Origin of the sequence: Roseomonas aerilata DSM 19363, assembly GCF_000711725.1 — a bacterium.
GTDB classification, from domain to species: domain Bacteria; phylum Pseudomonadota; class Alphaproteobacteria; order Acetobacterales; family Acetobacteraceae; genus Roseomonas; species Roseomonas aerilata.
This window is the reverse complement of the sequence record NZ_JONP01000014.1, coordinates 42,285-63,284: the sequence shown is the minus strand read 5'-3', so window position 1 is coordinate 63,284 and position 21,000 is coordinate 42,285. Positions and strand designations below refer to the sequence as shown.

Below are 21,000 nucleotides of genomic sequence, written 5' to 3'. Positions count from 1 at the left end.
ATAGGCCCGTTATCTCGCATTTTGCCTGCTCCTGGACCGCTACGCGTCGGCCGGCAGCATGGGAACACATTTATGTTATCGGGGCCCTGGTTTCGTGACCCCCGCCTCAGACCGGCACTTCGCCCGGCGGCTTGAGCGCGGCGAGCACGAAGGAGGATTTCGTCTCCTTCACCCCGGGCATGCGCAGCAGGGCGCGCATGGCGAAGTCGGCATAGGCCTCAAAATCCGCGGCCAGGATGTGCAGCAGGTAGTCCATCTCGCCGCTCATCGCGTAGGCGGCCAGCACTTCCGGCCTGGCGGAAAGGGCCTTCTGGAAGCCCTCGACCACCTCCTCAGCATGGCTGGATAACGCGACCATCACGAAAGCCTGCAAGGGCAGGCCGACACGCCCCGGATCGAGCACCGCCGCGTAGCGCCCGATGACGCCCCCCTCCTCCAGGCGTCGCAGCCGGCGCTGGCACGGCGTAGGAGAAAGGCCAACCTGCTCGGCCAACGCCACGACCGATAGCCGACCGTCCCGTTGAAGGGCGCGCAGCATCCGCCGATCGATTGCGTCGAGCTGAGGAGTGATTTTCACCATCCATTGCGCCCCTTTGAAGTGAATCTCCCTCTTCATAGCCGAGCCAGGCGCCTGTTTAGCCGTCTTTTGTCGCGTGAGGCGGGCTAGGCTCAGCGCAGGAAGGGAGACGACGAGATGGATGGCACGATCAAGCCGGCCACCGGCATCATCGGCACCGAGACGCTGCCGCAGGGCTTGCGGGGCGACTACGACCGCGCCCAACCAGATGGAACGCTACCCGATAGCACCATCGAGCGTTCTGCAGCGGACCACGCCACCTGGCGAACACTCGTGACCCGCCAGCGCGGTATCTTCCCCGGACGGGCCGCCTCTTCCTGGCGGGAAGGGCTCGACCGTCTTCGTTGCGACGAGGCCGTGCCCAGCCTCTCCGCTGCCTCCGAGATCCTGCAGGGAGCGACGGGCTGGCGCCTGGTTCCGTGCCCGGGCCTTCTGCCGGACGCCCAGTTTTTCGCACTGCTCGCACAGCGCCGTTTTCCTGTCACCGAGTGGATCCGGCGACCGGAGGAGCTCGATTACGTCGTCGAGCCCGACATTTTCCACGACTTCCTCGGGCACGTCCCGCTCCTGACGAACCGGCACTACGCCGAATTCCTGGAGGCTTATGGACAGCTCGGACTGCAAGCCGGGCAGCGCGGCCAGCTCGCACCACTGGCTCGCTTCTACTGGTTCATGGTCGAGTTCGGCCTCATCGCTGAACGGGACGGGCTGCGCGCTTACGGTGCTGGCATCCTGTCCTCCCGCACTGAGACGCTGCACGCCCTATCGGCGGCGCCGCGCCGCCTTCGTTTCGACCTGCCGCGGGTGCTCCGCAGCACCTACCGGATTGATGAGGTACAGCCCGTATACTTCGTCATCGAGGACTACACGGAACTCTATGACGCCATCGGCCGCGCCGCCGGGTTGTTGGACGAGGCGATGTCGGCCGAACCGATCGCTCCGGGAGGTCAGGCTCCGGGCGACCGGGTCTGGGGCTGATTCCGCCGGGCTCCCGCCTCGTCCAGCGCGCGCTGCTCGGCTCGCATAAGGGCACGCCGCGCCTCCTCCGCGCGCATCTCGGCGAGCGACTCGACGGCGCGCTCGGCGGCCCGCGCAGCGGCCAGGGCAGCGCCGGCATCGGACATGCGCAGCGCGGCCCGCTCCGTCTCCGCGGCCGCGGCATCCCGCAGCGCCATGCCACGCGGCAGCCAGGCCGCGTAGTCCCCGCCATGCCTGCCCTCCTCCACGAGGGCACAAGCCGCGGCCCGCGCTCTTTCCTCGGCGGCCTGATGAAGCATCGCCTCATCGGCGATCCTGCGCCTCGCAGCCATGACCTCGGCGCTCCTCAGGCGCGCCAGCACGGCCAGGGGGTCGCGCTTCACGACTCCGGTCCCATGGCGAGCGACAGGGCGGCGAAGGCACCGGCCACGCTGCCAGCCTCCTCCTTGCCCTGACGCAGCACAGCCTCGATCGCCGGTGCAAGCCGCACTGCCTCATCAACCGCGGGGTCGCTGCCCGCCCGGTAGGCACCGAGCCGCACCATGTCTGCCATGTCGCGGTGGAGGGCGAGGATCCGCCGCGCTCGCGCAAGGATCAAGCGCTCCGCCGGCTCCAGGCAGCCGGGGACGGTCCGCGATAGGCTGCGGAGCACGTCCACGGCAGGGTAGCGACCGCCCTCGCCGATTCGACGATCCAGGACGACGTGGCCATCAAGGATGCCGCGCACCGCGTCCGCCACTGGCTCGTCGTGGTCGTCGCCCTCGACGAGAACGGTGAAGAGGCCCGTGATGGACCCCGCGCAGCCCTCCGCGCCGGGACCCGCCCGCTCGAGCAGCCGCGGCAACTCGGCGAAGACGCTCGGCGGGAAGCCGCGGGTCGCCGGTGGCTCGCCGGCCGAGAGGCCGATCTCACGCAGGGCCATGGCGAATCGGGTCACGCTGTCCATCATCAGCAGGACGCGCTTTCCCTCATCGCGAAAGTGCTCGGCCACGGCCATGGCGGCCAGAGCCGCGTCCCTCCGCATCAGCGGCGCCTGGTCGGAGGTCGCGCAGACCACCACGCTGCGGGCAAGGCCTTCGGGACCGAGATCATCCTCGATGAATTCCCGCAGCTCGCGCCCGCGCTCCCCAACCAGCCCAATGACGGCAATATCGCAATCCGCATGGCGCGCCAGCATGGCCATGAGGCTCGACTTGCCGACGCCCGACGCAGCGAAGAGGCCGAGTCGCTGCCCGCGTCGGCAGGTGGCGAAGGCATCCAGCGCCCGGACGCCGAGATCCACCCGCGGACCGAGCCTGGCTCGCGTTCCGGCCTCAGGCGGCGGTGCACGCAATGGGCGGGGCACGGAGCCCGAGGACAGTGACCCACGACCGTCGATCGGCCTACCGGTCGGATCGACGACGCGGCCGAGCCAGGCAGCACAAGGTTGTACGACAAGGCGCCGGACATGCTCGACGCGAGCGCCGACAGTCAGGCCGTCAAGCTCTCGACGTCCAACTGCCAGCACCCCGCCATCGCGACCCGATACAACCTCCGCGTGTATTTCTACCCGGCCGGCGGCAGCGATGCGGATACAACCTCCGATTGGTGGATTAGGGTACAAGCCGGCAACATCGATGCTCAGGCCCCGCACGGAGCGGATCCTGCCGTAGCTAGTTATCACACTGATTTTCTGCATTTCTTTTGCTGTCTTGCGCATGTGGCTCAGAAAGGTTGAGCGGCTATCGAACATTTTTCGATCCTTGTCTCAACTCTTAATACACGTTGGAGATGAAAAAACCCCTTCACCTTTCGCGCATAAGTTGTCTTAATGATACCGGAACGAGTGAGGAACGGAACGATGCGCGTCCTGCTGGTAGAAGATGACCTGACCACCTCCCGCGGCGTGACCCTCATGCTCAAAACTCAGGGCATGATTGTCGACGCAGCCGATACCGGCGAGGAGGCTCTCGAACTCGCGCGGCTCTATGACTACGATATCGTCGTGCTCGATATCATGCTTCCGGATATGGAGGGCTACGAGGTCGTCCGTCGGCTCCGCGCCGGGCGCAGCACCACTCCCGTCCTCATCCTGTCCGGCCTGTCAAGGCCCGGAGCGAAGGTTAAGGGATTTGGCCTTGGTGCCGACGACTTCCTCGTGAAGCCCTTCGACAGCCAGGAGTTGATCGCCCGCATCCAGGCCATCATTCGCCGCACCAAAGGCTTCGCTCAGCCGAGCATCACCGTCGGTCGGCTGAACCTTGATCTCGGCGCGCGTGAAGCCACCGTCGGCGGTCGCCCGGTCCATCTGACGGGCAAGGAGTACGCCATCCTTGAGTTGTTGACCCTCCGCAAGGGGATGGTCATGACCAAGGAAGCCTTCCTGAATCACCTCTACGGTGGAATGGACGAGCCGGAGGTGAAGATCATCGACGTGTTCATCTGCAAGCTGCGCAAGAAGCTCGCTCAGGCCGGCTGTGAGGATCTCATCGGTACCGTTTGGGGCCGCGGCTATGTGCTGCGGGATCCCACCCCCTCCTCCGCTCGCCAGGCTTTCGGCGGAAGCAGCGTGCTTGGGAGCTCGGTGCAGAACGCCTCGGGCGAGGCGACCCACGCAGCGGCCTGACCCAAGGGGCAGCCGCATCTTAGCATTCTGGCACAGCTCTGGCGGTTCTCCCGACCTTCTTGGGGAGAACCGCCCGAACGCGCTTTCGAGGCCGGGGTTTGGACCCGTGTACCGCCAGTTCCAGAACTATCCAGCCAGGAGATTGCGAACGACGGGGGCATAGACTCCACGCTCGCCCTCGATCGTCGCGAAGCGGTCCGTCAGTCCGAGCACGGTCTCCGCGCCACCAAGATAGAGAACGCCGTCCAACGCCAGCCGCTCCGCGAGTGCGGACAGCACCCGCGTCTTCGTCGGTGCGTCGAAGTAGATGAGGACGTTCCGGCAGAAGATGACATCAAACGTGCCGAGGGGCCGCAGATCCGCCAGCAAGTTGCCCGTTTCAAAGCGAGTGAGGGCGCGAAGAGCCGGAGAGACGCGCCACTGGGGCCCTTCCTGCTTGAAGTGCTTTACCAACATCTGCACGGGCAAGCCGCGCTGGACCTCAAACTGCGAGTAAAGCCCCTCCCGCGCCCGACGCACGACGTCGTTGCTGATATCCGTGCCTACCACCTCCATCCGCCCTGCCAGCCCGAGACCCTCGGTCACCATTGCAACCGAGTAAGCCTCCTGTCCGGTGGAACATGCCGCGGAGAGCACGCGCAGGCGCTGCCCGCCCGAACGCGCTGCGGCCAGCTTTGGCAGGATGCGGCGAAGGTGATCGAAGGGCTTGCCATCGCGGAAGAAGAAGGACTCGTTGGTGGTCAGCGCCTCCGTCACAGCGGCCGCCAAACGTTCGCTCGCCGGCGCGCGCAGCTTGGCTGCCATGGCGTCCAGGCTTTCCAGACCGTGCTCGCGCATCACCCCGCCAAGGCGCGTGTCGAGCATGTAGGCCTTATCTGCCCCAAGAACGATTCCAGCGCGCGTGCGGACAAGCCCCGCGATCGTTTCGAACGCCGCTCCGCTCACGATGCAATCCTTCCAACCAGAAAACCAGTTCCGGCCAGGACGGCCGAAGCTCGAGCGCCCAGCCGCTCAGGCGGCAGAACTTCCTGCGCAAGCCCGCCACGGGCCACGGCGCCAGGCATCCCCCAAACAACCGAGGACGCTTCGTCCTGCGCGAACACCGTGCCGCCCGCGGCAACGACGCTGCGGCAGCCCTCAAAGCCATCCTGCCCCATGCCCGTCAAAATGACCGCGAGCACGCGCCCTTCGCAGGACTGCACCGCGCTGCGCAGCATTGGGTCCACGGCCGGGCGGCAGAAGTGCTCCGGCGGATCGTCCCGCAACCGGGCAAGCAAACCGGCCGGCCCGCGCTCGACCAGCAAGTGCCGGTCGCCGGGCGCAACATAGGCGTGCCCAGCGCGCAGCCCCTCCGCCTCTTTCGCTTCGGCAATCCGAAGCGGGCCGAGGCGGTCGAGGTGGTCGGCGAGCATGGCCGTAAAGCCGGCCGGCATATGTTGCACAATCACGACCGGCACTGGCGGCACCGAGGTGAGGCCGCGGAGGAAAGCGGCCAGCGCCTGCGGGCCACCGGTTGATGATCCGACGGCGAGCAAGACCGGTGCCTGAGCCGAGCGTGACGAGCGCGGCTGCATAGGCCGTAATGGCGCCTGCGCCGGCCGGCTGTTCGTCACCTGCGGCGGAGGGCTTCCTCGCTTTAGAGGAACGGGCGCGACAGGCGCGCTTCGGACAGGCGGGGTCCCAATGCACGGCGCCGGCAAAGGAGGAACGCTACCCGGCGCCTCTCCGCCTTGGCCGCGGCCGGGCAGGGCCGAACTGGCTTGAGGGGTGGCGCTGGGCGCCGCCTGAGGTGCCGGCGCAATGGCTTGCGTGGGGACGGTGAAGCTGCCTCCCGAGAAAGCCTGCGCCGCCGTCCTCCGGCGCATACGCGCCCAGCCTTTTACCTTCTCCAGCAGCTCGGCACGGAATACTGGATCCGCGGCTCCGCCTTGGCCGGCGCCCGGCTTTGGAATGTAGTCGGACGCGCCGGCGCGCAGGGCCGCCATGGCCTCCGCCGCCCCACGCTGTGTCACCGCGCTCGCAACGATCACGGCCAGTCTCGAATCGGCCCGCAGCAGCTTCGGAAGCGCGGTCATGCCGTCCATCACCGGCATTTCGAGATCAAGCAGCACGACATCCGGCTGCGCCTCGCCGAGAACATTTAGCGCCTGCTGTCCGTCAGCGACGCGCGCCACCACCTCAATTTCTGGATCGACATCCAGAAGCCGTGCGAGGATGCCGCGCACCGTCGGGCTGTCGTCGCAGATCATCACGCGCACGCGGCGCGTGGTGGACGCCGGAACGAGTGGCACGTGTGGGGAGGGTTCGTTCACGCCGCCTGGTCCGGCAGCAATCCGAGCACCTCGAGCTTGCCGACCAGAATCTCCTCGTCGAACGGCTTCATGATGTATTCCTGAGCCCCGCCTTCCAGTGCCGTCATAATGCGTGAAAAGTCAGTCTCCGTGGTACACAGCATGATGCGCGGCTCATCCGGGCCGAACTCCTGCCGTGCGAGGCGCAGGAAGGTGATGCCGTCCATCACCGGCATGTTCCAGTCCAGCAGCACGAGCGAAGGAAGGGCTGCCCGGCAGGCCTCCAGCGCCTGCTGGCCGTCCTCGGCTTCGCGTACAACGAAGCCTTGTGCCTCCAGCATCCGCCGCGCAACACGACGCACGGTGCGGCTGTCGTCAACTACCAGGCAGTCCGGCATCTTCCGCTCCCTCAGCCAATATCCAGAATGCGCTCAACATCAAGCATGATCAGGAGCCGTGCTCCGGCCGCACCACTGCTGTCGGGTACATCCTGGTGTACGCCCGCGCATACCTCGCGCCAGAGTGGGTCGAGCGTCGGTGGGTTGGATGCCAGCCCGGCCTCCGGAAGAGCCAAAACGTCACCGACCGAGTCAGCGAGCAGAGCGTAGAGCTCGCCCCCTCCCTCCACCACCACGCTCATCGGCAGAGGGCCACCCGCTTCCCGCGCGGGCAGGCCAAGGCGGCGCCGAAGATCAACCGCCGTCACGATCCTGCCGCGGAGGTTGAGCCCCCCCGCAACCTCAGCGGGCGCAAGCGGAATGGGTGTGATCGCCTGCGAACCGAGAATATCGCGCACGCCGAGGACCGGCACACCGCAGAGCTGACCCGCGACGGTTAGGGTGAGGACGGATGTCTCGGCGGCTGCCGGAACGGTCGTACGACGAGGGGCAAGAGCGGCTTCCATTGGCATCTCCTTCTGCGTGTCGGGGAACGGCTCAGTGCCCGCCGGGCGCCGTGGTGGTGGCCAGGCAACTGCGCAGCGCTCCAAGCAGCGCATCACGATCGAACTTCGGCACGTGATCCATGAAGCCAGCTTCCCGGCTGCGGCGAACCGAGGCGTCGTCGGTGTGCGAGGTCAGCGCGATCAGCGGCGTCTCGTGCCAGCTGCCACCATCGCGGATGGCTCGTGCCATACCGAGCCCATCAAGTTCGGGCATCTCGATGTCGGAGACAATGGCATCGAAGCTCTCACCGGCTTCCCGCAGTTTGAGTGCTTGCGTACCGCTCGCCGCCGCCGTCACCTCGAAGCCGGCGGCGCCGAGGGCGGGAACGAGCATGTTGCGGAAGAAGGCGCTATCCTCCACGACCAGCACACGCGCGCGGCGGGCTGATGCCGGGCGCTGGGGTCCGAACCAGTCCGCGCCGGCCTGCCGGAGCCACCAGGCGCAGTCCACCACCTCCGTCGCGCGACCCGAGATGACGGCAGTGCCTAGATATCCCGGTCGGTCCTGACCGCTCTCGATCTTTAACGACTCCTCGACGACGTCGAGGATCTCGTCCACCGCCAGCCCCATGGCACGGCCGCTGTCGTCGAAAACGAGCACCGCCTGGCGCCCACCGGACGGCGGCATCGTCCATCCATCGGCGATCGGAACCAGCGGCATCAGCGCACCGCGGTACTGTACAACCGGTTTGCCGTGGGACATCTCGATGCGCTCCGCGGGCAGGTCCTCGAGACGCGCTACGAGGCCGAGCGGAACTGCGCGTGGCCCACCATCGCCCGCACGGAACAGTAGCAGCGACAGGCGCTCGGCGGAGGTGGCTGTCGTGACAGCCGTGCTGCGGCGCTCCTCCTGCACACCTTCAGCACCAACGCCGGTCGCGCGGGCGATGCCATTGGGATCCAGGATCATGATCACCGATCCGTCGCCGAGGATCGTGTTACCGCTGAACATCGTGACATGGCGCAGGATTGGCGCCACTGGCTTCACCACGATCTCCTCGGTGTCGAACACGCGGTCGACGATGATGCCGAAGAGGTTCTGCCCGATCTGGGTCACTACCACGAAGCCGCCGCGCTCAGCCTCGCCTTCCGCCACCGGCCGCTCATCGAGACGCAGTAGGCGAGACAGGGAGACGAGGGGGAGCAGCCGGTCGCGCAGGCGCAGCACCGGCGCATCCTTGATATGCATCACGCCGTCGCCGGCCCGCACCAGCTCAACCACACCGATCTGTGGAATGGCAAAGCGCTCGCCGCCAGCCTCCACGATCAACGCGGAGACAATCGCGAGTGTCAGCGGGATCTTGATGAGGAAGGTTGTTCCCTTCCCCTCGCGCGAGCGGAGATCAATCGTGCCGCCGATCTTCTCAACGTTGGTCTTCACCACGTCCATGCCGACACCGCGGCCGGAGACGGAGGTGACGGCGGCGGCGGTAGAGAAGCCGGCCCGGAAGATGAAGCGCTGGATATCGCGCTCCCCCATGCCGGCCAGTTCCTGCTCGGTCGCCAGTCCCTGGGCGATGGCCTTTGCGCGAATCTTCTCCACCGGCAGGCCACGCCCATCGTCGCCGACCTCAATAATGATGTGCCCGCCCTCGTGATAGGCGTCGAGCATGATGCGCCCGGCCTCGGGCTTGCCGGCTTCGCGCCGCTCCGCCGGGCCCTCCAGCCCGTGGTCACCGGAGTTGCGGACCATGTGCGTCAGCGGATCGCGGATCATTTCCAGGACCTGCCGGTCGAGTTCGGTGTCGGCGCCCCGCATCTCCAGCTCGATCTTCTTGCCCAGTTCGCGTGACAGGTCGCGGACGAGGCGGGGCAGGCCCTTCCAGGCATTGCCGATCGGCTGCATCCGGGTCTTCATCACCCCTTCCTGCAATTCGGAGGTGATGTGCGACAGCCGCTGCAGAGGCCCCGTGAGCGCGCTGTCGTTCCGTGCCCGGGAAAGCTGGAGGAGCTGGTTGCGCGTCAGCACAAGCTCACTGACGAGCGTCATCAGGCTCTCGAGCACGTCGACGTTGACGCGAAGCGTCTGCGCGACGCCGACACCCTCCGTGGCCTGGATCGGTTCGGCAGGCGGAGCAGCAGCCTGGACCGGCGCCGCGGGGGTTTCAACGGTCGCGGCTGGTTCCGGCGTCGCGGCGGGGGCAGGCTTCGCACGCCGGTCGCGGCCAGACTTCTCCGCCGGGGCGGCGGCCGCCTCGGCACCCAAGGGCTCCGCCGCCTTGCCGCCGGACTTCGTACGGCCAGCCGGCTTAGCCGCTGGCACAACTGCCTGGGGGACGGCTTCCGCGGCGCGGGCTGCATCTTCCGCAGGGATCTCGCCGGCGAAGACCGCATCCAGTTCGGCGATGATCGCACTGTCGTCGCCCGATGGTTCCGAACCGGAGGCTTCCAGCCCGGCCATGATCTCTCGCACCCGGTCGACCACACGCAGGATGAGCGAGACACCGCCGGAGGTGACGGTCAGCGAACCATCCCGGTAGCGGCCGAGGACGTTCTCGCCAGCATGGGCGACCCGCTCGAGGCGACCGAGCCCGAGAAAGCCACAGGTCCCCTTGATCGTGTGGATGAGGCGGAAGATCTCACCGATCGTCCGAGGGTCGTCCGGATGACGCTCAAGCCGGAGGAGCGCCGCATCGAGCCCGGCCAGGCCCTCGCTCGTCTCGGTGAGGAAGTCGGCGATTAAGTCGTCCATGCGAACCCCGCGAACCATCTGCGGGGGTCAGGATGCGGCGCAACTCTCGAAGAATTGGTAAAGCTGCGCCGATTCTCAGCGGCGCGACGCTTCGGCGGCGACCGCCTGCGGCATGAGCGTCAGCGGCGCGGCCGCGCCGTCGCGGCCCATGGCAAGGGCTGGCCCCATGCCCGCCGCCGCGGCGAGGTGCAGCAGTAGGGGAGCCATCACGTCTCGCGGGCCGCTGACCTCGTCACCCGCCAGGGCGGCAGTAAGGCAGTACGGCCAGGCCGCGTTCCGTCCCTCGGGCCAGATCGCGAGGCCGCTCGCCTCCCCCGCTAGGTAGACCGTGCCACCGCGCGGCAGCGCCTCGCTCCCGAGCATGACGGCGGCGAGGGCGGCCTGGGCGAGCGGCGCGGGAAGCGGCGTTTCCGGCAGCCCCGACAGGTCGGCCACGACTCGGCCGCTGGAAAGGGTACCGTCGAGCAGCTCCGCGAGTCCGCTGCGGCCGAGTGGCCCGGCGCCGGCCCCGGCGACCGCGCGCCAGAGCCGCAGCCGCAGCCGCATGGCCGTGGCTCCATCCCGGGCGACCGAGAGGGCCTCCACAGGCTCCACCTCCGCAAGGTCGAGGGCGCCTGACAGCGCACCCAGGGGGCCACCGATATCGTGGCAAATACGCGCACTGAGGTCCTGCGCGAGGGACAGCACGTTCATCCGTGCGCTCCTGTTGAGAGTGCCGCTTTTGCCACTCCCGTGCTTGATGGCTAGTAAAGCGATCGGCCAGAGAAGTCGCATCCCGGCAACCGCTGGGCGGAACCGGGAGCAGACGGCGATATCACATGAACAGTATCTTCGAACCCGGCCAATACGTCCGGCACCCCGCTCGTCCCGATTGGGGCACCGGCCAGGTGCAGTCCGTGATCGGAGATCGGGTCACCGTCAACTTCGAGAATGCCGGCAAGCTGCTGATTAATACGGGACTAACCGTTCTCGAAATCTTGGACGGCGTGCCGCCGGGCCGCCCAGGCCCGTGAGCGGCCTCAACGACGTATTTTCCCACGCGGTACTGACCCCCTCCTTCCTGCTTGCCGCGCTCGGCGTCGCGGTGGCGGGCGTGATGCGGGGCTACTCCGGATTCGGCACGGCAATCCTGCTCGCGCCGATCCTCTCCACACTCTGGGGCCCTCGCGAAGGGGTGCCGGTGCTTCTGCTGATGGAGCTGATCGTCTCCATCCAGCTCCTGCCCCGCTCCTTCAAGGAAGCGGACCGGGTGATGGTACTGCCGATCGGGCTCGCCGCCGTGATCGCCACGCCCCTCGGGGCGGGCGTGCTGTTCTATGCGGATGGGCTGGCCCTGCGGCGGGCGATCGGGGGGCTGGTCCTCGTCTTCGGGCTGCTGCTGCTCTCGCCGTGGCGCTACCGCGGGGCGAGGCCGCTCTGGCTGAACATCGCTGTCGGCGGCATCGGCGGGCTGCTGAAGGGGGCGACGGGCATGTCGGGCCCCCCCATCATCCTCTACTTCCTCTCCGGGCCCGAGGAGGCGCGGCGCCATCGGGCCAACCTCATCCTCTTCTTCGGGCTCATCGCGATCGTTGCGGTGGTTGCGCCCCTGGTAGGGGGCCTGATTGACGCGACCGCCCTGGTCCGCACGGCCGTGCTGCTGCCACTGATGGTGCTCTGTGTCCGAGTCGGAGCCCGGCTGTTCCACGTGATCCCGACTGTCTGGTACCGCCGATTCGCCTTTGGGGCGCTCGTCCTGGCGGGCGCCATTGCGCTGCTGGCATAGGGGCGCCCTTGCGAAAGCCGGGGTAGGCGGCCCAAATCCCACTCAGCAACGTCCCAACTACCTTTTTCCCGACGGAGTACCCCCTCGATGCTCGATCCGTTCGGCCGGCGGATCTCCTATCTCCGCGTGTCGGTGACGGATCGCTGCGACCTCCGCTGCGTCTATTGCATGGCGGAGGACATGACCTTCCTCCCGAAGCGGGAGCTGCTCACGCTAGAGGAGTTGGAGCGCCTTTGCGGCGCGTTCATCGACCTCGGCGTCGAGCGCATCCGGCTGACCGGGGGCGAACCTCTCGTACGGCGGGGGGTGATCCAGCTCTTCCAGGCGCTGGGGCGCCGGATCGGGCCGAAGGAAGCCGGCGGCGGGCTGCGGGAGCTGACGGTCACCACCAACGGCACCCAGCTCACGAAGATGGCGGACGACCTGTTCCGGGCCGGCGTCCGGCGGATCAACGTGTCGATGGACACGCTGGATCCCCAGACCTTCGCCGCTGTCACCCGCTGGGGAAAGCTGGACAGCACGCTGGACGGGATCTTCGCGGCCAAGGCAGCGGGGCTTGAGGTGAAGATCAACGCGGTTGCCCTCAAGGGCGTGAACGAGCACGAGTACGACCGCATGATCGCCTGGTGCGGCGAGCACGGCTTCGACCTCACGCTCATCGAGACCATGCCGATGGGCGAGATCACCGGCGACCGGACGGACCAGTATCTCTCCCTCTCGACCATCCGGCGCCGAATCGCCGAGCGCTGGACCTTGGTGCCGAGCGAGCACCGGACCGGCGGCCCGGCCCGCTACGACACCGTGGCCGAGACCGGGCGCCGCCTCGGCTTCATCACGCCGATGACCCATAACTTCTGCGAATCCTGCAACCGGGTGCGGCTGACCTGCACGGGCACCCTTTACATGTGCCTGGGCCAGGAGGACGCGGCGGACCTGCGAGCACCGTTGCGCGACCCTTCCATCGGCGATGCGGGGTTGCGGGACGCGATCCTCTCAGCCATTGCCCGCAAGCCGAAGGGGCATGACTTCATCATTGGGCGGGACGCCCGCCCCTCGGTCGGCCGGCACATGAGCGTGACGGGCGGGTGACCTGATTGGACGGAGGGACGCGGCGTGCTGAATTCGGAACTCGCCGCGAGGCTGGCGATCCCGGGGCTGCCGGAATGGAGCGGGCTCGTCATCCTCTTGCTGGGGCTGCTCTTCGTCCTGGCTTTCGTGATGATGCCCTTCAGCGTCTTCGGCACGAAGTCGCGGCTGGACGCGATCGAGGCCCAATTGGATGAGGTGCAGCAGGAGATCCGCAGCCTGGCGATGCGCCTGCCGGAGCCTGGGATGCGGCGCCGGGCCGTGGTGGCAGAAGATGCCTACGACGAGCCGATGATGCGGCCCGAGGCCTCGCTGGGGGAGGAGCGCTACCGGGATGAGCGTGCGCCGCGGATGACGCCGCCCATCCCACCGCCGCCCGCTTGGCCGGAGGGTGGCCGCGAGGCGGGCCGCCGGGCCGAACCGCGGCTGGGCCCGCCGCGGCGCTGAGGGCGCGCGCTCAGCCGGCCTCGATCTTCGCGCTCCGCACGATCTCGCCCATCGCCGCGCGCTGGGCGGCTACATAGGCGGCGAAGGTCGCGGGATCGGTGCCGACAGGGATGGCGCCTAGCGCCTCAAGTCGCTGCTTCACCGTCTCGTCGGCCAGCGCCGCCTTGGACGCCTCGAACAGCTTCGCGATGATCGGTCCCGGTGTGCGGGCGGGGGCGTAGAGGCCGTTCCACTCGTTCAGCTCGTAGCCGGGGAAGCCCTGCTCCGCGATGGTCGGCACATCCGGCAGCGGCGGGATTCGGGCAGCGGTGGTGACGCCCAGCGCGGTCAGCCGCCCGTCGCGGACGAGTTGGATGGAGGAGGAGACGGTGCCGAAGACGAAGACGGTGCTGCCGCCCATCACGTCCTGCAGCGCCGCGGTGCCGCCGCGGTAGGGAATGTGCTGGATGTCGAGCCCAGCGCGCTGGAGGAAGAGCGCGGCCGCGAGATGGGCTGCCGTCGCGTTGCCAGAGGAACCGAAGGAAAGATTCGGCCGGCTCTTCGCCCAGGCGATGAATTCCGGGAGGGTCCGGACCGGGACTTTGGTCGGGTCCACCACCAGGATCTGGGGCAGGACGACCACTTCGCTGATAGGCGCAAAAGCGGTGGCGTAGTCGAAGGGCAGGCCGCGGAGGACAAAGGGGTTCACCACATGGGCAAGGGCATCGACCATGATGGTGTTGCCGTCCGGGGCAGAGCGCGCCAGCTCACCGGCGCCGAGACTGCCGCCGGCGCCGGGGCGGTTCTCCACCACGACTGGCTGGCCTAGCGCCGCGCCCATAGGGGTGGCGAGGAGGCGCGCGGTCGTGTCCACACCGCCGCCCGGCGTATAGGGGGCCAGCAGGCGGATCGGGCGGTTCGGCCAGGGCGCCGCATTCTGAGACTGGGCCTCGGCCCGGCGGGCATGCAGCGCCGGCAGGGCGAGGATGGCGGCGCCCCAGGTCTGAAGCGCGGCGCGACGGGTCGGCTTGGGCATGATCGTTCCTCCGTTTCGCGTTTCTAGCCCGGATCGGCAGCTCGCGCCCATCGAAGCACCGCACCGCATGTCCTATCCTCGGGGAATGCCTCCCCGCCGCCCCGCTTCTCAGGATCTGTTCGGTGCCGACGATCCGCCTTCCGAATCCACGGCCGCGGCGCTCGCCGGGCCGCGCCCCCTGGCGGACCGGCTGCGGCCGCGGACGCTGGCCGAGGTGGTAGGACAGGAGCAGTTGCTCGGGGAGCAGGGCTCGCTGCGGCGGATGCTGGATAGGGGGGCACTGGCCTCTCTAATCCTTTGGGGCCCGCCCGGCGTAGGAAAGACCACCATCGCCCGGCTGCTGGCCGAGGAGGCAGGGCTGCGCTTCGTCTCCATCTCCGCGGTCTTCTCGGGGGTGGCCGACCTCAAGCGCGTCTTTGACGAGGCACGGATGCGGCGGGCCAACGGGCAGGTGACGCTTCTCTTCGTGGACGAGATTCACCGCTTCAACCGTGCGCAGCAGGATGGCTTCCTGCCGGTGGTGGAGGACGGCACGGTCGTGCTGGTGGGCGCGACGACGGAGAATCCCTCCTTCGCGCTCAACGGCGCGTTGCTGTCGCGCTGCCAGGTGATGGTGCTCAAGCGCCTGGACGACGCTGCGCTGGAATTATTGCTTGCGCGCGCGGAGGCGGAGGGCGGGCACCCTCTGCCGCTGGAGGACGCCGCGCGCGCGACGCTCCGGGCGATGGCGGATGGCGACGGGCGCTACCTGCTGAACATGGCGGAGCAGTTGCAGGCACTGCCCGCCGGAACGCAACCGCTGGACGTGGCGGGGCTCTCCTCGCTGCTCGCACGCCGGGCCGCGCTCTACGACAAGGACCGGGAGGAGCACTACAACCTCATCTCGGCCCTTCATAAGTCCCTGCGGGGCTCGGACCCCGATGCCTCGCTCTACTGGTTCGCGCGGATGATCAAGGGGGGCGAGGACGCGCGCTACATCGCCCGGCGTTTGCTGCGCTTCGCCTCGGAGGATGTGGGAGCGGCAGATCCGTCCTCGCTCACCCTCGCCCTGGCGGCCTGGGAGAGCTACGAGCGGCTGGGCAGCCCGGAGGGGGAGCTGGCGCTGGCACAGCTGGTGCTCCACCTAGCCGCGGCACCGAAGTCCAACGCCGCTTATGCTGCCTGGAAGGCGGCGCAGGCGGCCGCTGCCGAGACGGGAAGCCTGATGCCGCCCGCGAACATCCTCAATGCGCCGACGAAGCTGATGAAGAGCCTCGGCTACGGGCGGGACTACGCCTACGACCACGACACGGAGGAGGGATTCTCCGGCGCCAACTACTTCCCTGATGGCATGGAGCGGCTGCGGCTCTACCGCCCGACCGAGCGCGGGGCGGAGGCGCGAGTAGCGCGGCATCTGGAACGGCTCGAAGCCCTGCGGGACGAGATCCAGGGAGGCGATAGGTGAACCCGCTCTCGGCCGTGCCGGTGCTCTGCGTGGCGGCGGGGGGGGCGATCGGGTCTGTGTTGCGGCACCTCGTGGGGGTGCTGGCCCTGAGGCATCTCGGCGCGGAATTCCCCTGGGGCACGCTGACCGTGAACGTGGTAGGCAGCCTGGTGATCGGCATCATCGGCGGCGCTGTGGCCGGCGGAGCGGCGCTGGCGCCGGAGATGCGGCTTTTCCTGGTGACAGGCATCCTCGGCGGCTTCACCACCTTCTCCGCCTTTTCACTGGATACCGGCGCCCTGTTCCAGCGCTCCCCTGCCCTGGCAGCGGTCTATCTCGGCGTGACGATCGCGGGCGGGCTCGGAGCCTTCACCCTCGGCTGGCTGCTCGGGCAGCGCGCTGCATGAGCGGGGATGCGCGCCGGCACGCACCGGCGGCGGCGCGGAACCGGGAGCCGATCCTGGCGGTGCTGCGGGAATGGCTGCCAGCGGAAGGCATGGTGCTGGAGGTGGCGAGCGGAACCGGCGAGCACGCAGCGCATTTCGCGGCGGCACTGCCGCAGCTGGTTTTCCAGCCGAGCGACCCCGATCCGGCGTTGCTCGCGAGCATCGATGCCTGGGCGGAGGACGCCGCGAATATCCGGCCCGCCCTGAGGCTGGACGCGGCCGCGGCGGAATGGCCGGTGGGCGCGGTGGATGCCATGCTCTGCATCAACATGATCCACATCGCGCCCTGGTCGGCGGCGGAAGGCTTGGTGCGCGGCGCGGCGGCGCGACTGTCGGCGGGCGCGCCGCTGATCCTCTACGGTCCCTACCGGAGGGGCGGGGCTCATACTGCCCCGAGCAACGCGGAATTCGACGCGAACCTGCGCTCCCGCAACCCTGCCTGGGGCGTGCGGGACCTTGAGGCCGTGGCCGAACTGGCCGGGTCCGAAGGGTTCGGGGCACCGGAACTGCGAGAGATGCCGGCGAACAACCTCATGCTGCGGTTCGTCCGCGCCTAGCTCAACTCCGCGAGGGCTTCCGGCCGTGCGACACGTCGGGCGTGCCGCGAAAGAGCGACATATGGGTGTGCGTGGCGACCCAGGGATTGCCCACCGCCTCGCGCGCGAAGGTGACGGTGGCGCGCCCGAGCCGGTCAAAGGGCGTGCCGTCCTCGCGATAGCCAGTGGAGTCCCACACCGCCATGCCGGTGGCGTGGAGGCGATCCGGCGAGACGACCGCCTGTACGCCGTCGAGGCGCCAGGTGAAGCCGTCGATGCTGGGCCAGACCTTGCGCCACTGGTTGTTCTCCGCGTGATCGCGGCCGCTGACGAAATCGCTGTAGGTGCCGAAGGCGATGAAATCCTCGGCGAAGAGAGGCCGGGCGGGGGCGAAGTCCACGGCTTGGACATGCTCGGCCAGCTTGCGGAACCAGTCCCGGACAAGGGCGAGGTCCTCCGGGTGGATGGGGGATCGGGCCTGCACAGTCATGGGCGTTCCTCGCGTCGTCGCTTGAGTGTTTGAGAACGGGCCAGGGCGGGGTGCAAGCCCCGTCGTGCGGCTGGAGCGGCACCCCGCTGGCGGAACGGACCCGCTCGCCCCGCGGGAATTGACCAGCGCCGCAAAGCACCGGGGTGCATGGGAAGGCCGCCCGGGTGCTAAACGCTGGCGGGCATGAGCATCACCCTTCGCACCGTTCTTCCCGACGAGGCCGACCTGCGGCTGGACCGCTGGTTCCGTCGCCACCACCCCAACCTCACCCAGGGCGCACTGCAGAAAATGCTGCGCACCGGCCAGGTACGGGTGGACGGCAAGCGGGCGGAGACGGGTATGCGCCTGCAGCCAGGGCAGGAAATTCGGGTGCCGCCGATGCCCGAGGCCCCCTCCCCCGAGCCCGCGCGCCCCGCCGTGTCCGAGCGCGACGCGGCGATGCTGGAGCGGATGGTGATCTACCGCGACGATTCCGTCATCGCCCTCGACAAGCCGCATGGCCTGCCCGTGCAGGGCGGCCCGAGCATCACGCGGCACCTCGACGGCATGCTGGATGCGCTGCGCTTCGGGCATGAGGAACGGCCGAAGCTCGTGCACCGGCTGGACCGGGACACCTCCGGCGTGTTGCTGCTGGCTCGCAGCGCGGCGGCGGCGTCGCGCCTGGCGGCAGCCTTCCGCGGGCGGGACGCGCACAAAACCTACTGGGCGCTGGTGGTAGGGCGGCCGCACCCGCTTGCCGGGCGGATCAACATGCCCCTCGCCCGGCAGGGCGGCCCGCGCGGGGAACGCACGGCGCCGGCCGAGGAGGGAGAGGACGGCGCCGCCGCCATCACGGACTTTCGCGTCGTGGACAACGCCCGTAAGCATGTCTCCTGGCTGGAGATGAATCCGCTGACCGGGCGCACGCACCAGCTGCGCGTCCATGCGGCAGCCGCGCTGAAATGCCCGATCCTCGGCGACGGGAAGTATGGCGGGGCGGCCGCGCATCTGGAGGGCATGTCGGGCCTGCTGCACCTGCACGCGCGGACGATCGAGTTGCCGCATCCCGAGGGCGGCACGCTCTCGGTTTCCGCCCCGCTGCCGCCGCATATGAAGGAAAGCTTCGAGTTCCTCGGCTTCGACCGGCCGCGCACGCCGCCGCCGAAGCGGGTGCGCTGAGATGGCGGCCGCCGACGCATCGGCCCCGCTGGCCCCACGCCGTCGGATGCGAGCCTGGCTGATCGGGCTGCTCGTGGTCCTGCTGACCCTGCCGCTGGCGGGCTACGGGGCGCTGCTCCTGCTGCTGAATTCCGACGCCGTCCGCCCGCGGGTGGAGGCGGCGGTGCGGGGCGCGACGGGGCGGGAGTTCAGCCTCTCCGGACCTGTGGGGCTGCGGGCCTCGCTAGTGCCGGCGATCACGCTCGAGGGCCCGGTCCTGGCGAATGCCCCCGGCGGCTCTCGGCCTGACATGCTGCACGCGCGGCGGATCGAGGCGGAAGTGGCGCTCCTGCCGCTCCTCTCGCACCGGGTGGAGGTGCGACGGCTAACGATCGTCGGCGCGGACCTGCTGCTGGAGGTGGATGCGGAGGGGCACGGCAACTGGCAGTTCGCGCGGGCCGCGAAGGCAGAAACGGCCCCTGCGCCGGCCCCTTCGGCACCCCCGCCGCGCCCCCTGGACCTGGATGTGGCGACCGTCGCGGTCGAAGCTGGCCGGGTCACCTGGCGCGCGGGCGGCCGCGAGGAGGTGGTGGAGTTGCCTCGCCTCCTGCTGCGCGGCTCCGCGGGCGGAATCCTCGCGGAGGGCGAGGTGGTGGCGCGGGGCGTCACGGCGACGGTGAACGGCACATCGGGGCCGCTCGCGGCGCTGCTGGGGGATGCCGCCTCGGACTGGCCGTTCCGGCTGGGGCTTTCCGGGCCAGGCCTGAACGCGGAGACGAACGGCAGTCTGCCGCTTCCCTTCCGCGGAGCCTGGCGCGCGCGCGTGGCGGCGACCGCGGATACGGCAGCGCGGCTGGCGCCCGCCCTGCCGGGCGTGGCGCTGCCGGATGCGCGCGGCCTTTCCCTGGTCGCAGAAGCGGAAGCGGGCACGGGGCTGCGCTCCCTGCACGTCTCGCTGAACGAGGTGGCGCTGCGCGCCGGAGGCCGGGAGATCACCGCCGGTCCGCTCCAGTTCACGGCGGCCTCGGTGGAGGCACCGGTCACGCTCGGTGGGTCGCTGCGCAGCGGCGGGCTGGCGGTGAACTTCGGCGTTCAGGGCCCCACGCTCGCGCAGGTGCTGGCAGAGGGCGCGGGGCCGCTGGCAATCAGCCTTGAGGGAGAGGGGGTGGCTGGGACCCTCCACGGGGCGCTCGCGCCGGGGCGCACCTTGGCAGAGACGGACTGGGCCTTCTCCTTGCGAGTGCCGGACCTGCGCGCTCTGGGGCAGCGCGCCGGCCTCGGCGGGCTGCCGGGTCTGCACGACGCGGCGTTCGACGGGCGGGCGCATGTGCTGGGTGAGGGCGTGGACCTCCCGGAGTTCGTCCTCGCCTCCCGCGAGGTGGCCGGGCGGGCGAGCTTCGGCTGGCGGGCGGGGCCCGTGCCGAGCGCGCTGCTGCGCGCAGTGATGGAGCGGGTGGACGCGGATGCGCTTCGGCTCCAGCCGCCGGCCCCGGCTCCTGCGGCGAACCCGGTCCCCGCACCGGCCGCTCCGGCTGCACCGCCCTCCCCCGCTCCCGCGGTGGGGCGGCCGAACGGGCGGGTGATCCCCGATCAGCCGGTCGATCTCTCGGTCGTGCGGGATGCCGCGTTCAACCTCGATGCGGAGGGAACGGTCGCCTCACTTCGGTCGGGCGGTGCTGACTGGCGCGACGTCTCCCTGCGCGCGGTGCTTAACGGGCGGAAGCTGGTGGGGGAACGCTTCTCCGCGCAGACCCCTGGCGGCCCGGTTGCCGGAAGCTTCTCCCTGGAGGCGGACGGAGCAGTGCCGCGCGTTTTCCTCGCGCTGCGCAGTGGTGAGGGCGGCGTCGATGCCGCGCCCCTTCTCCAGGCGCTGGGCCTCTCGTCCCCGGTGTCGGGCCCGGCGGCGCTGGACCTTTCTCTGTCAGGCCAGGGGGCGGGAACCCGGGCGCTCGCCGCCAGCCTCTCCGGCCATGTCGGCCTGGCGATGACGGGCGGGCACATCGACCAGCGGCTACTGGCCGGCGCCACGGCGGCGCTGCGCGGCGTGGTGCCCGGAGAGGCACTGGGGGGCGCGACCGAGCTACGCTGCCTCGCGCTGCGCTTCGACCTTGCCGCTGGGGTGGCACAGTCGCGCGCCCTGCTGCTGGAAACCCGTGTGGCGAGTGCCACCGGGGCGGGCGCAGCCAACCTCGGTGACGAAACCCTGGCCTTCCGCCTACGGCCGGTTGTGCGAGTCGGGGACCTCTCGGTTACGACGCCGCTGGGTGTGACCGGCCGCTTCGCGGCGCCGCGCTTCTCGGTGGACCCCAACGCGGCGGCGGCCGCGGCAGCAGGGGTGCTGGGCGGGCTGGCCCGGCGCTCGGACGACGCGGATACCGCGGCCTTGGGAGCCCTGGCAGAGGGATTGCTCGGCGGGCGTGGCGCTGCGGCCGCCGCGCCGGACTGTGCGGCGCAGCTCGCTGTGGCGCGGGGCGAAGCGCCGGCAGTGGGCGTCGCCCCCGCCGCACCAACGCCCCGTGCGCGCGAGCCGCGGGTCCAAGATCTGCTGCGAGGGCTGCTCGGGCGGTAG

22 protein-coding genes are annotated in these 21,000 nt (G+C 69.4%); 11 read left to right on the top strand and 11 right to left on the bottom strand.

Annotated elements, in window-relative coordinates:
* Positions 1 to 106 precede the first annotated feature (106 nt).
* Complete coding sequence (locus BO39_RS16905) at positions 107 to 580, bottom strand: Lrp/AsnC family transcriptional regulator (protein WP_043835508.1); 474 nt, start codon at positions 578 to 580, stop codon at positions 107 to 109.
* A gap of 114 nt (positions 581 to 694) precedes the next feature.
* Here BO39_RS16905 and phhA point away from each other — a divergent pair, with 114 nt between their 5' ends.
* The gene (gene phhA, locus BO39_RS16900) at positions 695 to 1,555 is read left to right on the top strand and encodes a phenylalanine 4-monooxygenase (protein ID WP_052402218.1); all 861 of its coding nucleotides are present in this window, start codon (positions 695 to 697) and stop codon (positions 1,553 to 1,555) included.
* Here phhA and BO39_RS16895 read toward each other — a convergent pair.
* Both BO39_RS16895 and BO39_RS16890 read right to left on the bottom strand, forming a co-directional pair.
* A complete protein-coding gene (locus BO39_RS16895) occupies positions 1,525 to 1,938 on the bottom strand; it encodes a hypothetical protein (RefSeq protein ID WP_043835506.1) in 414 nt (137 codons plus the stop codon). The two genes, phhA and BO39_RS16895, sit on opposite strands and share 31 nt — an antisense overlap.
* The gene (locus BO39_RS16890; RefSeq protein ID WP_052402237.1) at positions 1,935 to 3,254 is read right to left on the bottom strand and encodes a FliI/YscN family ATPase; all 1,320 of its coding nucleotides are present in this window, start codon (positions 3,252 to 3,254) and stop codon (positions 1,935 to 1,937) included. The genes BO39_RS16895 and BO39_RS16890 overlap by 4 nt, the downstream gene beginning before the upstream one ends.
* Before the next feature lie 141 nt (positions 3,255 to 3,395).
* Between BO39_RS16890 and ctrA the strand changes: the two genes are divergently transcribed.
* Entirely contained in the window at positions 3,396 to 4,160 is a 765-nt protein-coding gene (gene ctrA, locus BO39_RS16885) for a response regulator transcription factor CtrA (protein WP_043835504.1), read from the top strand.
* Positions 4,161 to 4,286: 126 nt separating this feature from the next.
* Here ctrA and BO39_RS16880 read toward each other — a convergent pair whose 3' ends face one another.
* From BO39_RS16880 to BO39_RS16855, 6 genes are all read right to left on the bottom strand, one after another.
* Positions 4,287 to 5,105, bottom strand: a complete 819-nt coding sequence (locus BO39_RS16880) for a CheR family methyltransferase (RefSeq protein WP_043835501.1) — start codon at positions 5,103 to 5,105, stop codon at positions 4,287 to 4,289.
* Positions 5,102 to 6,409 (bottom strand): chemotaxis-specific protein-glutamate methyltransferase CheB, encoded by a 1,308-nt coding sequence (gene cheB, locus BO39_RS31160; RefSeq protein WP_084698209.1) that lies wholly within the window; start codon positions 6,407 to 6,409, stop codon positions 5,102 to 5,104. Before cheB ends, BO39_RS16880 begins: the two co-directional genes overlap by 4 nt.
* Positions 6,410 to 6,468: 59 nt before the next feature.
* The gene (locus tag BO39_RS16870; protein WP_043835499.1) at positions 6,469 to 6,849 is read right to left on the bottom strand and encodes a response regulator; all 381 of its coding nucleotides are present in this window, start codon (positions 6,847 to 6,849) and stop codon (positions 6,469 to 6,471) included.
* 11 nt (positions 6,850 to 6,860) lie between these two features.
* The gene (locus BO39_RS16865) at positions 6,861 to 7,355 is read right to left on the bottom strand and encodes a chemotaxis protein CheW (RefSeq protein ID WP_043835496.1); all 495 of its coding nucleotides are present in this window, start codon (positions 7,353 to 7,355) and stop codon (positions 6,861 to 6,863) included.
* A gap of 31 nt (positions 7,356 to 7,386) precedes the next feature.
* Positions 7,387 to 10,086: a hybrid sensor histidine kinase/response regulator gene (locus BO39_RS16860; protein WP_043835494.1), complete on the bottom strand. Its 2,700-nt coding sequence runs from the start codon at positions 10,084 to 10,086 to the stop codon at positions 7,387 to 7,389.
* Positions 10,087 to 10,161: 75 nt separating this feature from the next.
* Positions 10,162 to 10,779, bottom strand: a complete 618-nt coding sequence (locus BO39_RS16855) for a histidine phosphotransferase family protein (protein WP_043835491.1) — start codon at positions 10,777 to 10,779, stop codon at positions 10,162 to 10,164.
* A gap of 125 nt (positions 10,780 to 10,904) precedes the next feature.
* Here BO39_RS16855 and BO39_RS16850 point away from each other — a divergent pair, with 125 nt between their 5' ends.
* From BO39_RS16850 to BO39_RS30060, 4 genes are all read left to right on the top strand, one after another.
* Positions 10,905 to 11,099: a DUF3553 domain-containing protein gene (locus BO39_RS16850; protein ID WP_043835489.1), complete on the top strand. Its 195-nt coding sequence runs from the start codon at positions 10,905 to 10,907 to the stop codon at positions 11,097 to 11,099.
* Positions 11,096 to 11,851, top strand: coding sequence for a sulfite exporter TauE/SafE family protein (locus BO39_RS16845; RefSeq protein ID WP_043835486.1), 756 nt, complete (start codon positions 11,096 to 11,098; stop codon positions 11,849 to 11,851). Before BO39_RS16850 ends, BO39_RS16845 begins: the two co-directional genes overlap by 4 nt.
* 87 nt (positions 11,852 to 11,938) lie before the next feature.
* Positions 11,939 to 12,940 carry a GTP 3',8-cyclase MoaA gene (moaA, locus tag BO39_RS16840; protein WP_043835484.1) on the top strand — a complete coding sequence of 334 codons (1,002 nt, stop codon included), beginning with the start codon at positions 11,939 to 11,941 and terminating at the stop codon, positions 12,938 to 12,940.
* 24 nt (positions 12,941 to 12,964) lie between these two features.
* Positions 12,965 to 13,384, top strand: a complete 420-nt coding sequence (locus tag BO39_RS30060; protein ID WP_052402215.1) for a hypothetical protein — start codon at positions 12,965 to 12,967, stop codon at positions 13,382 to 13,384.
* Positions 13,385 to 13,394: 10 nt separating this feature from the next.
* Here the strand turns inward: BO39_RS30060 and BO39_RS16830 are convergent, their stop codons facing one another.
* Positions 13,395 to 14,399, bottom strand: coding sequence for a Bug family tripartite tricarboxylate transporter substrate binding protein (locus tag BO39_RS16830; RefSeq protein ID WP_043835482.1), 1,005 nt, complete (start codon positions 14,397 to 14,399; stop codon positions 13,395 to 13,397).
* A 67-nt stretch (positions 14,400 to 14,466) separates the two neighbouring features.
* On the opposite strand from BO39_RS16830, the gene BO39_RS16825 reads away from it, so the two are divergent.
* From BO39_RS16825 to BO39_RS16815, 3 genes are read left to right on the top strand one after another with little or no spacing between them, the layout of a single operon-like run.
* Positions 14,467 to 15,843 (top strand): replication-associated recombination protein A, encoded by a 1,377-nt coding sequence (locus BO39_RS16825; RefSeq protein ID WP_043835480.1) that lies wholly within the window; start codon positions 14,467 to 14,469, stop codon positions 15,841 to 15,843.
* On the top strand, positions 15,840 to 16,229 hold the full coding sequence (crcB, locus tag BO39_RS16820) for a fluoride efflux transporter CrcB (RefSeq protein ID WP_084698190.1): 390 nt from the start codon (positions 15,840 to 15,842) through the stop codon (positions 16,227 to 16,229). Before BO39_RS16825 ends, crcB begins: the two co-directional genes overlap by 4 nt.
* Entirely contained in the window at positions 16,226 to 16,825 is a 600-nt protein-coding gene (locus tag BO39_RS16815) for a DUF938 domain-containing protein (protein ID WP_043835478.1), read from the top strand. Before crcB ends, BO39_RS16815 begins: the two co-directional genes overlap by 4 nt.
* A gap of 1 nt (position 16,826) precedes the next feature.
* Here the strand turns inward: BO39_RS16815 and BO39_RS16810 are convergent, their stop codons facing one another.
* Positions 16,827 to 17,294 (bottom strand): YybH family protein, encoded by a 468-nt coding sequence (locus BO39_RS16810; protein ID WP_043835476.1) that lies wholly within the window; start codon positions 17,292 to 17,294, stop codon positions 16,827 to 16,829.
* A gap of 183 nt (positions 17,295 to 17,477) precedes the next feature.
* On the opposite strand from BO39_RS16810, the gene BO39_RS16805 reads away from it, so the two are divergent.
* Complete coding sequence (locus tag BO39_RS16805) at positions 17,478 to 18,452, top strand: RluA family pseudouridine synthase (RefSeq protein WP_043835475.1); 975 nt, start codon at positions 17,478 to 17,480, stop codon at positions 18,450 to 18,452.
* 1 nt (position 18,453) lies between these two features.
* Positions 18,454 to 21,000, top strand: coding sequence for an AsmA family protein (locus tag BO39_RS16800; protein WP_043835473.1), 2,547 nt, complete (start codon positions 18,454 to 18,456; stop codon positions 20,998 to 21,000).

Coding starts and splice junctions, on each gene's coding strand:
- BO39_RS16825 (WP_043835480.1), top strand. CDS start 14,467: ATGTCCTATCCTCGGGGAATGCCTCCCCGCCGCCCCGCTTCTCAGGAT.
- BO39_RS16855 (WP_043835491.1), bottom strand. CDS start 10,779: ATGAACGTGCTGTCCCTCGCGCAGGACCTCAGTGCGCGTATTTGCCAC.
- BO39_RS16805 (WP_043835475.1), top strand. CDS start 17,478: ATGAGCATCACCCTTCGCACCGTTCTTCCCGACGAGGCCGACCTGCGG.
- BO39_RS16870 (WP_043835499.1), bottom strand. CDS start 6,849: ATGCCGGACTGCCTGGTAGTTGACGACAGCCGCACCGTGCGTCGTGTT.
- moaA (WP_043835484.1), top strand. CDS start 11,939: ATGCTCGATCCGTTCGGCCGGCGGATCTCCTATCTCCGCGTGTCGGTG.
- BO39_RS16850 (WP_043835489.1), top strand. CDS start 10,905: ATGAACAGTATCTTCGAACCCGGCCAATACGTCCGGCACCCCGCTCGT.
- BO39_RS16815 (WP_043835478.1), top strand. CDS start 16,226: ATGAGCGGGGATGCGCGCCGGCACGCACCGGCGGCGGCGCGGAACCGG.
- BO39_RS16865 (WP_043835496.1), bottom strand. CDS start 7,355: ATGGAAGCCGCTCTTGCCCCTCGTCGTACGACCGTTCCGGCAGCCGCC.
- cheB (WP_084698209.1), bottom strand. CDS start 6,409: ATGATCTGCGACGACAGCCCGACGGTGCGCGGCATCCTCGCACGGCTT.
- BO39_RS16905 (WP_043835508.1), bottom strand. CDS start 580: ATGGTGAAAATCACTCCTCAGCTCGACGCAATCGATCGGCGGATGCTG.
- BO39_RS16810 (WP_043835476.1), bottom strand. CDS start 17,294: ATGACTGTGCAGGCCCGATCCCCCATCCACCCGGAGGACCTCGCCCTT.
- BO39_RS16860 (WP_043835494.1), bottom strand. CDS start 10,086: ATGGACGACTTAATCGCCGACTTCCTCACCGAGACGAGCGAGGGCCTG.
- ctrA (WP_043835504.1), top strand. CDS start 3,396: ATGCGCGTCCTGCTGGTAGAAGATGACCTGACCACCTCCCGCGGCGTG.
- BO39_RS16800 (WP_043835473.1), top strand. CDS start 18,454: ATGGCGGCCGCCGACGCATCGGCCCCGCTGGCCCCACGCCGTCGGATG.
- BO39_RS16890 (WP_052402237.1), bottom strand. CDS start 3,254: ATGCGCAAGACAGCAAAAGAAATGCAGAAAATCAGTGTGATAACTAGC.
- BO39_RS16830 (WP_043835482.1), bottom strand. CDS start 14,399: ATGCCCAAGCCGACCCGTCGCGCCGCGCTTCAGACCTGGGGCGCCGCC.
- phhA (WP_052402218.1), top strand. CDS start 695: ATGGATGGCACGATCAAGCCGGCCACCGGCATCATCGGCACCGAGACG.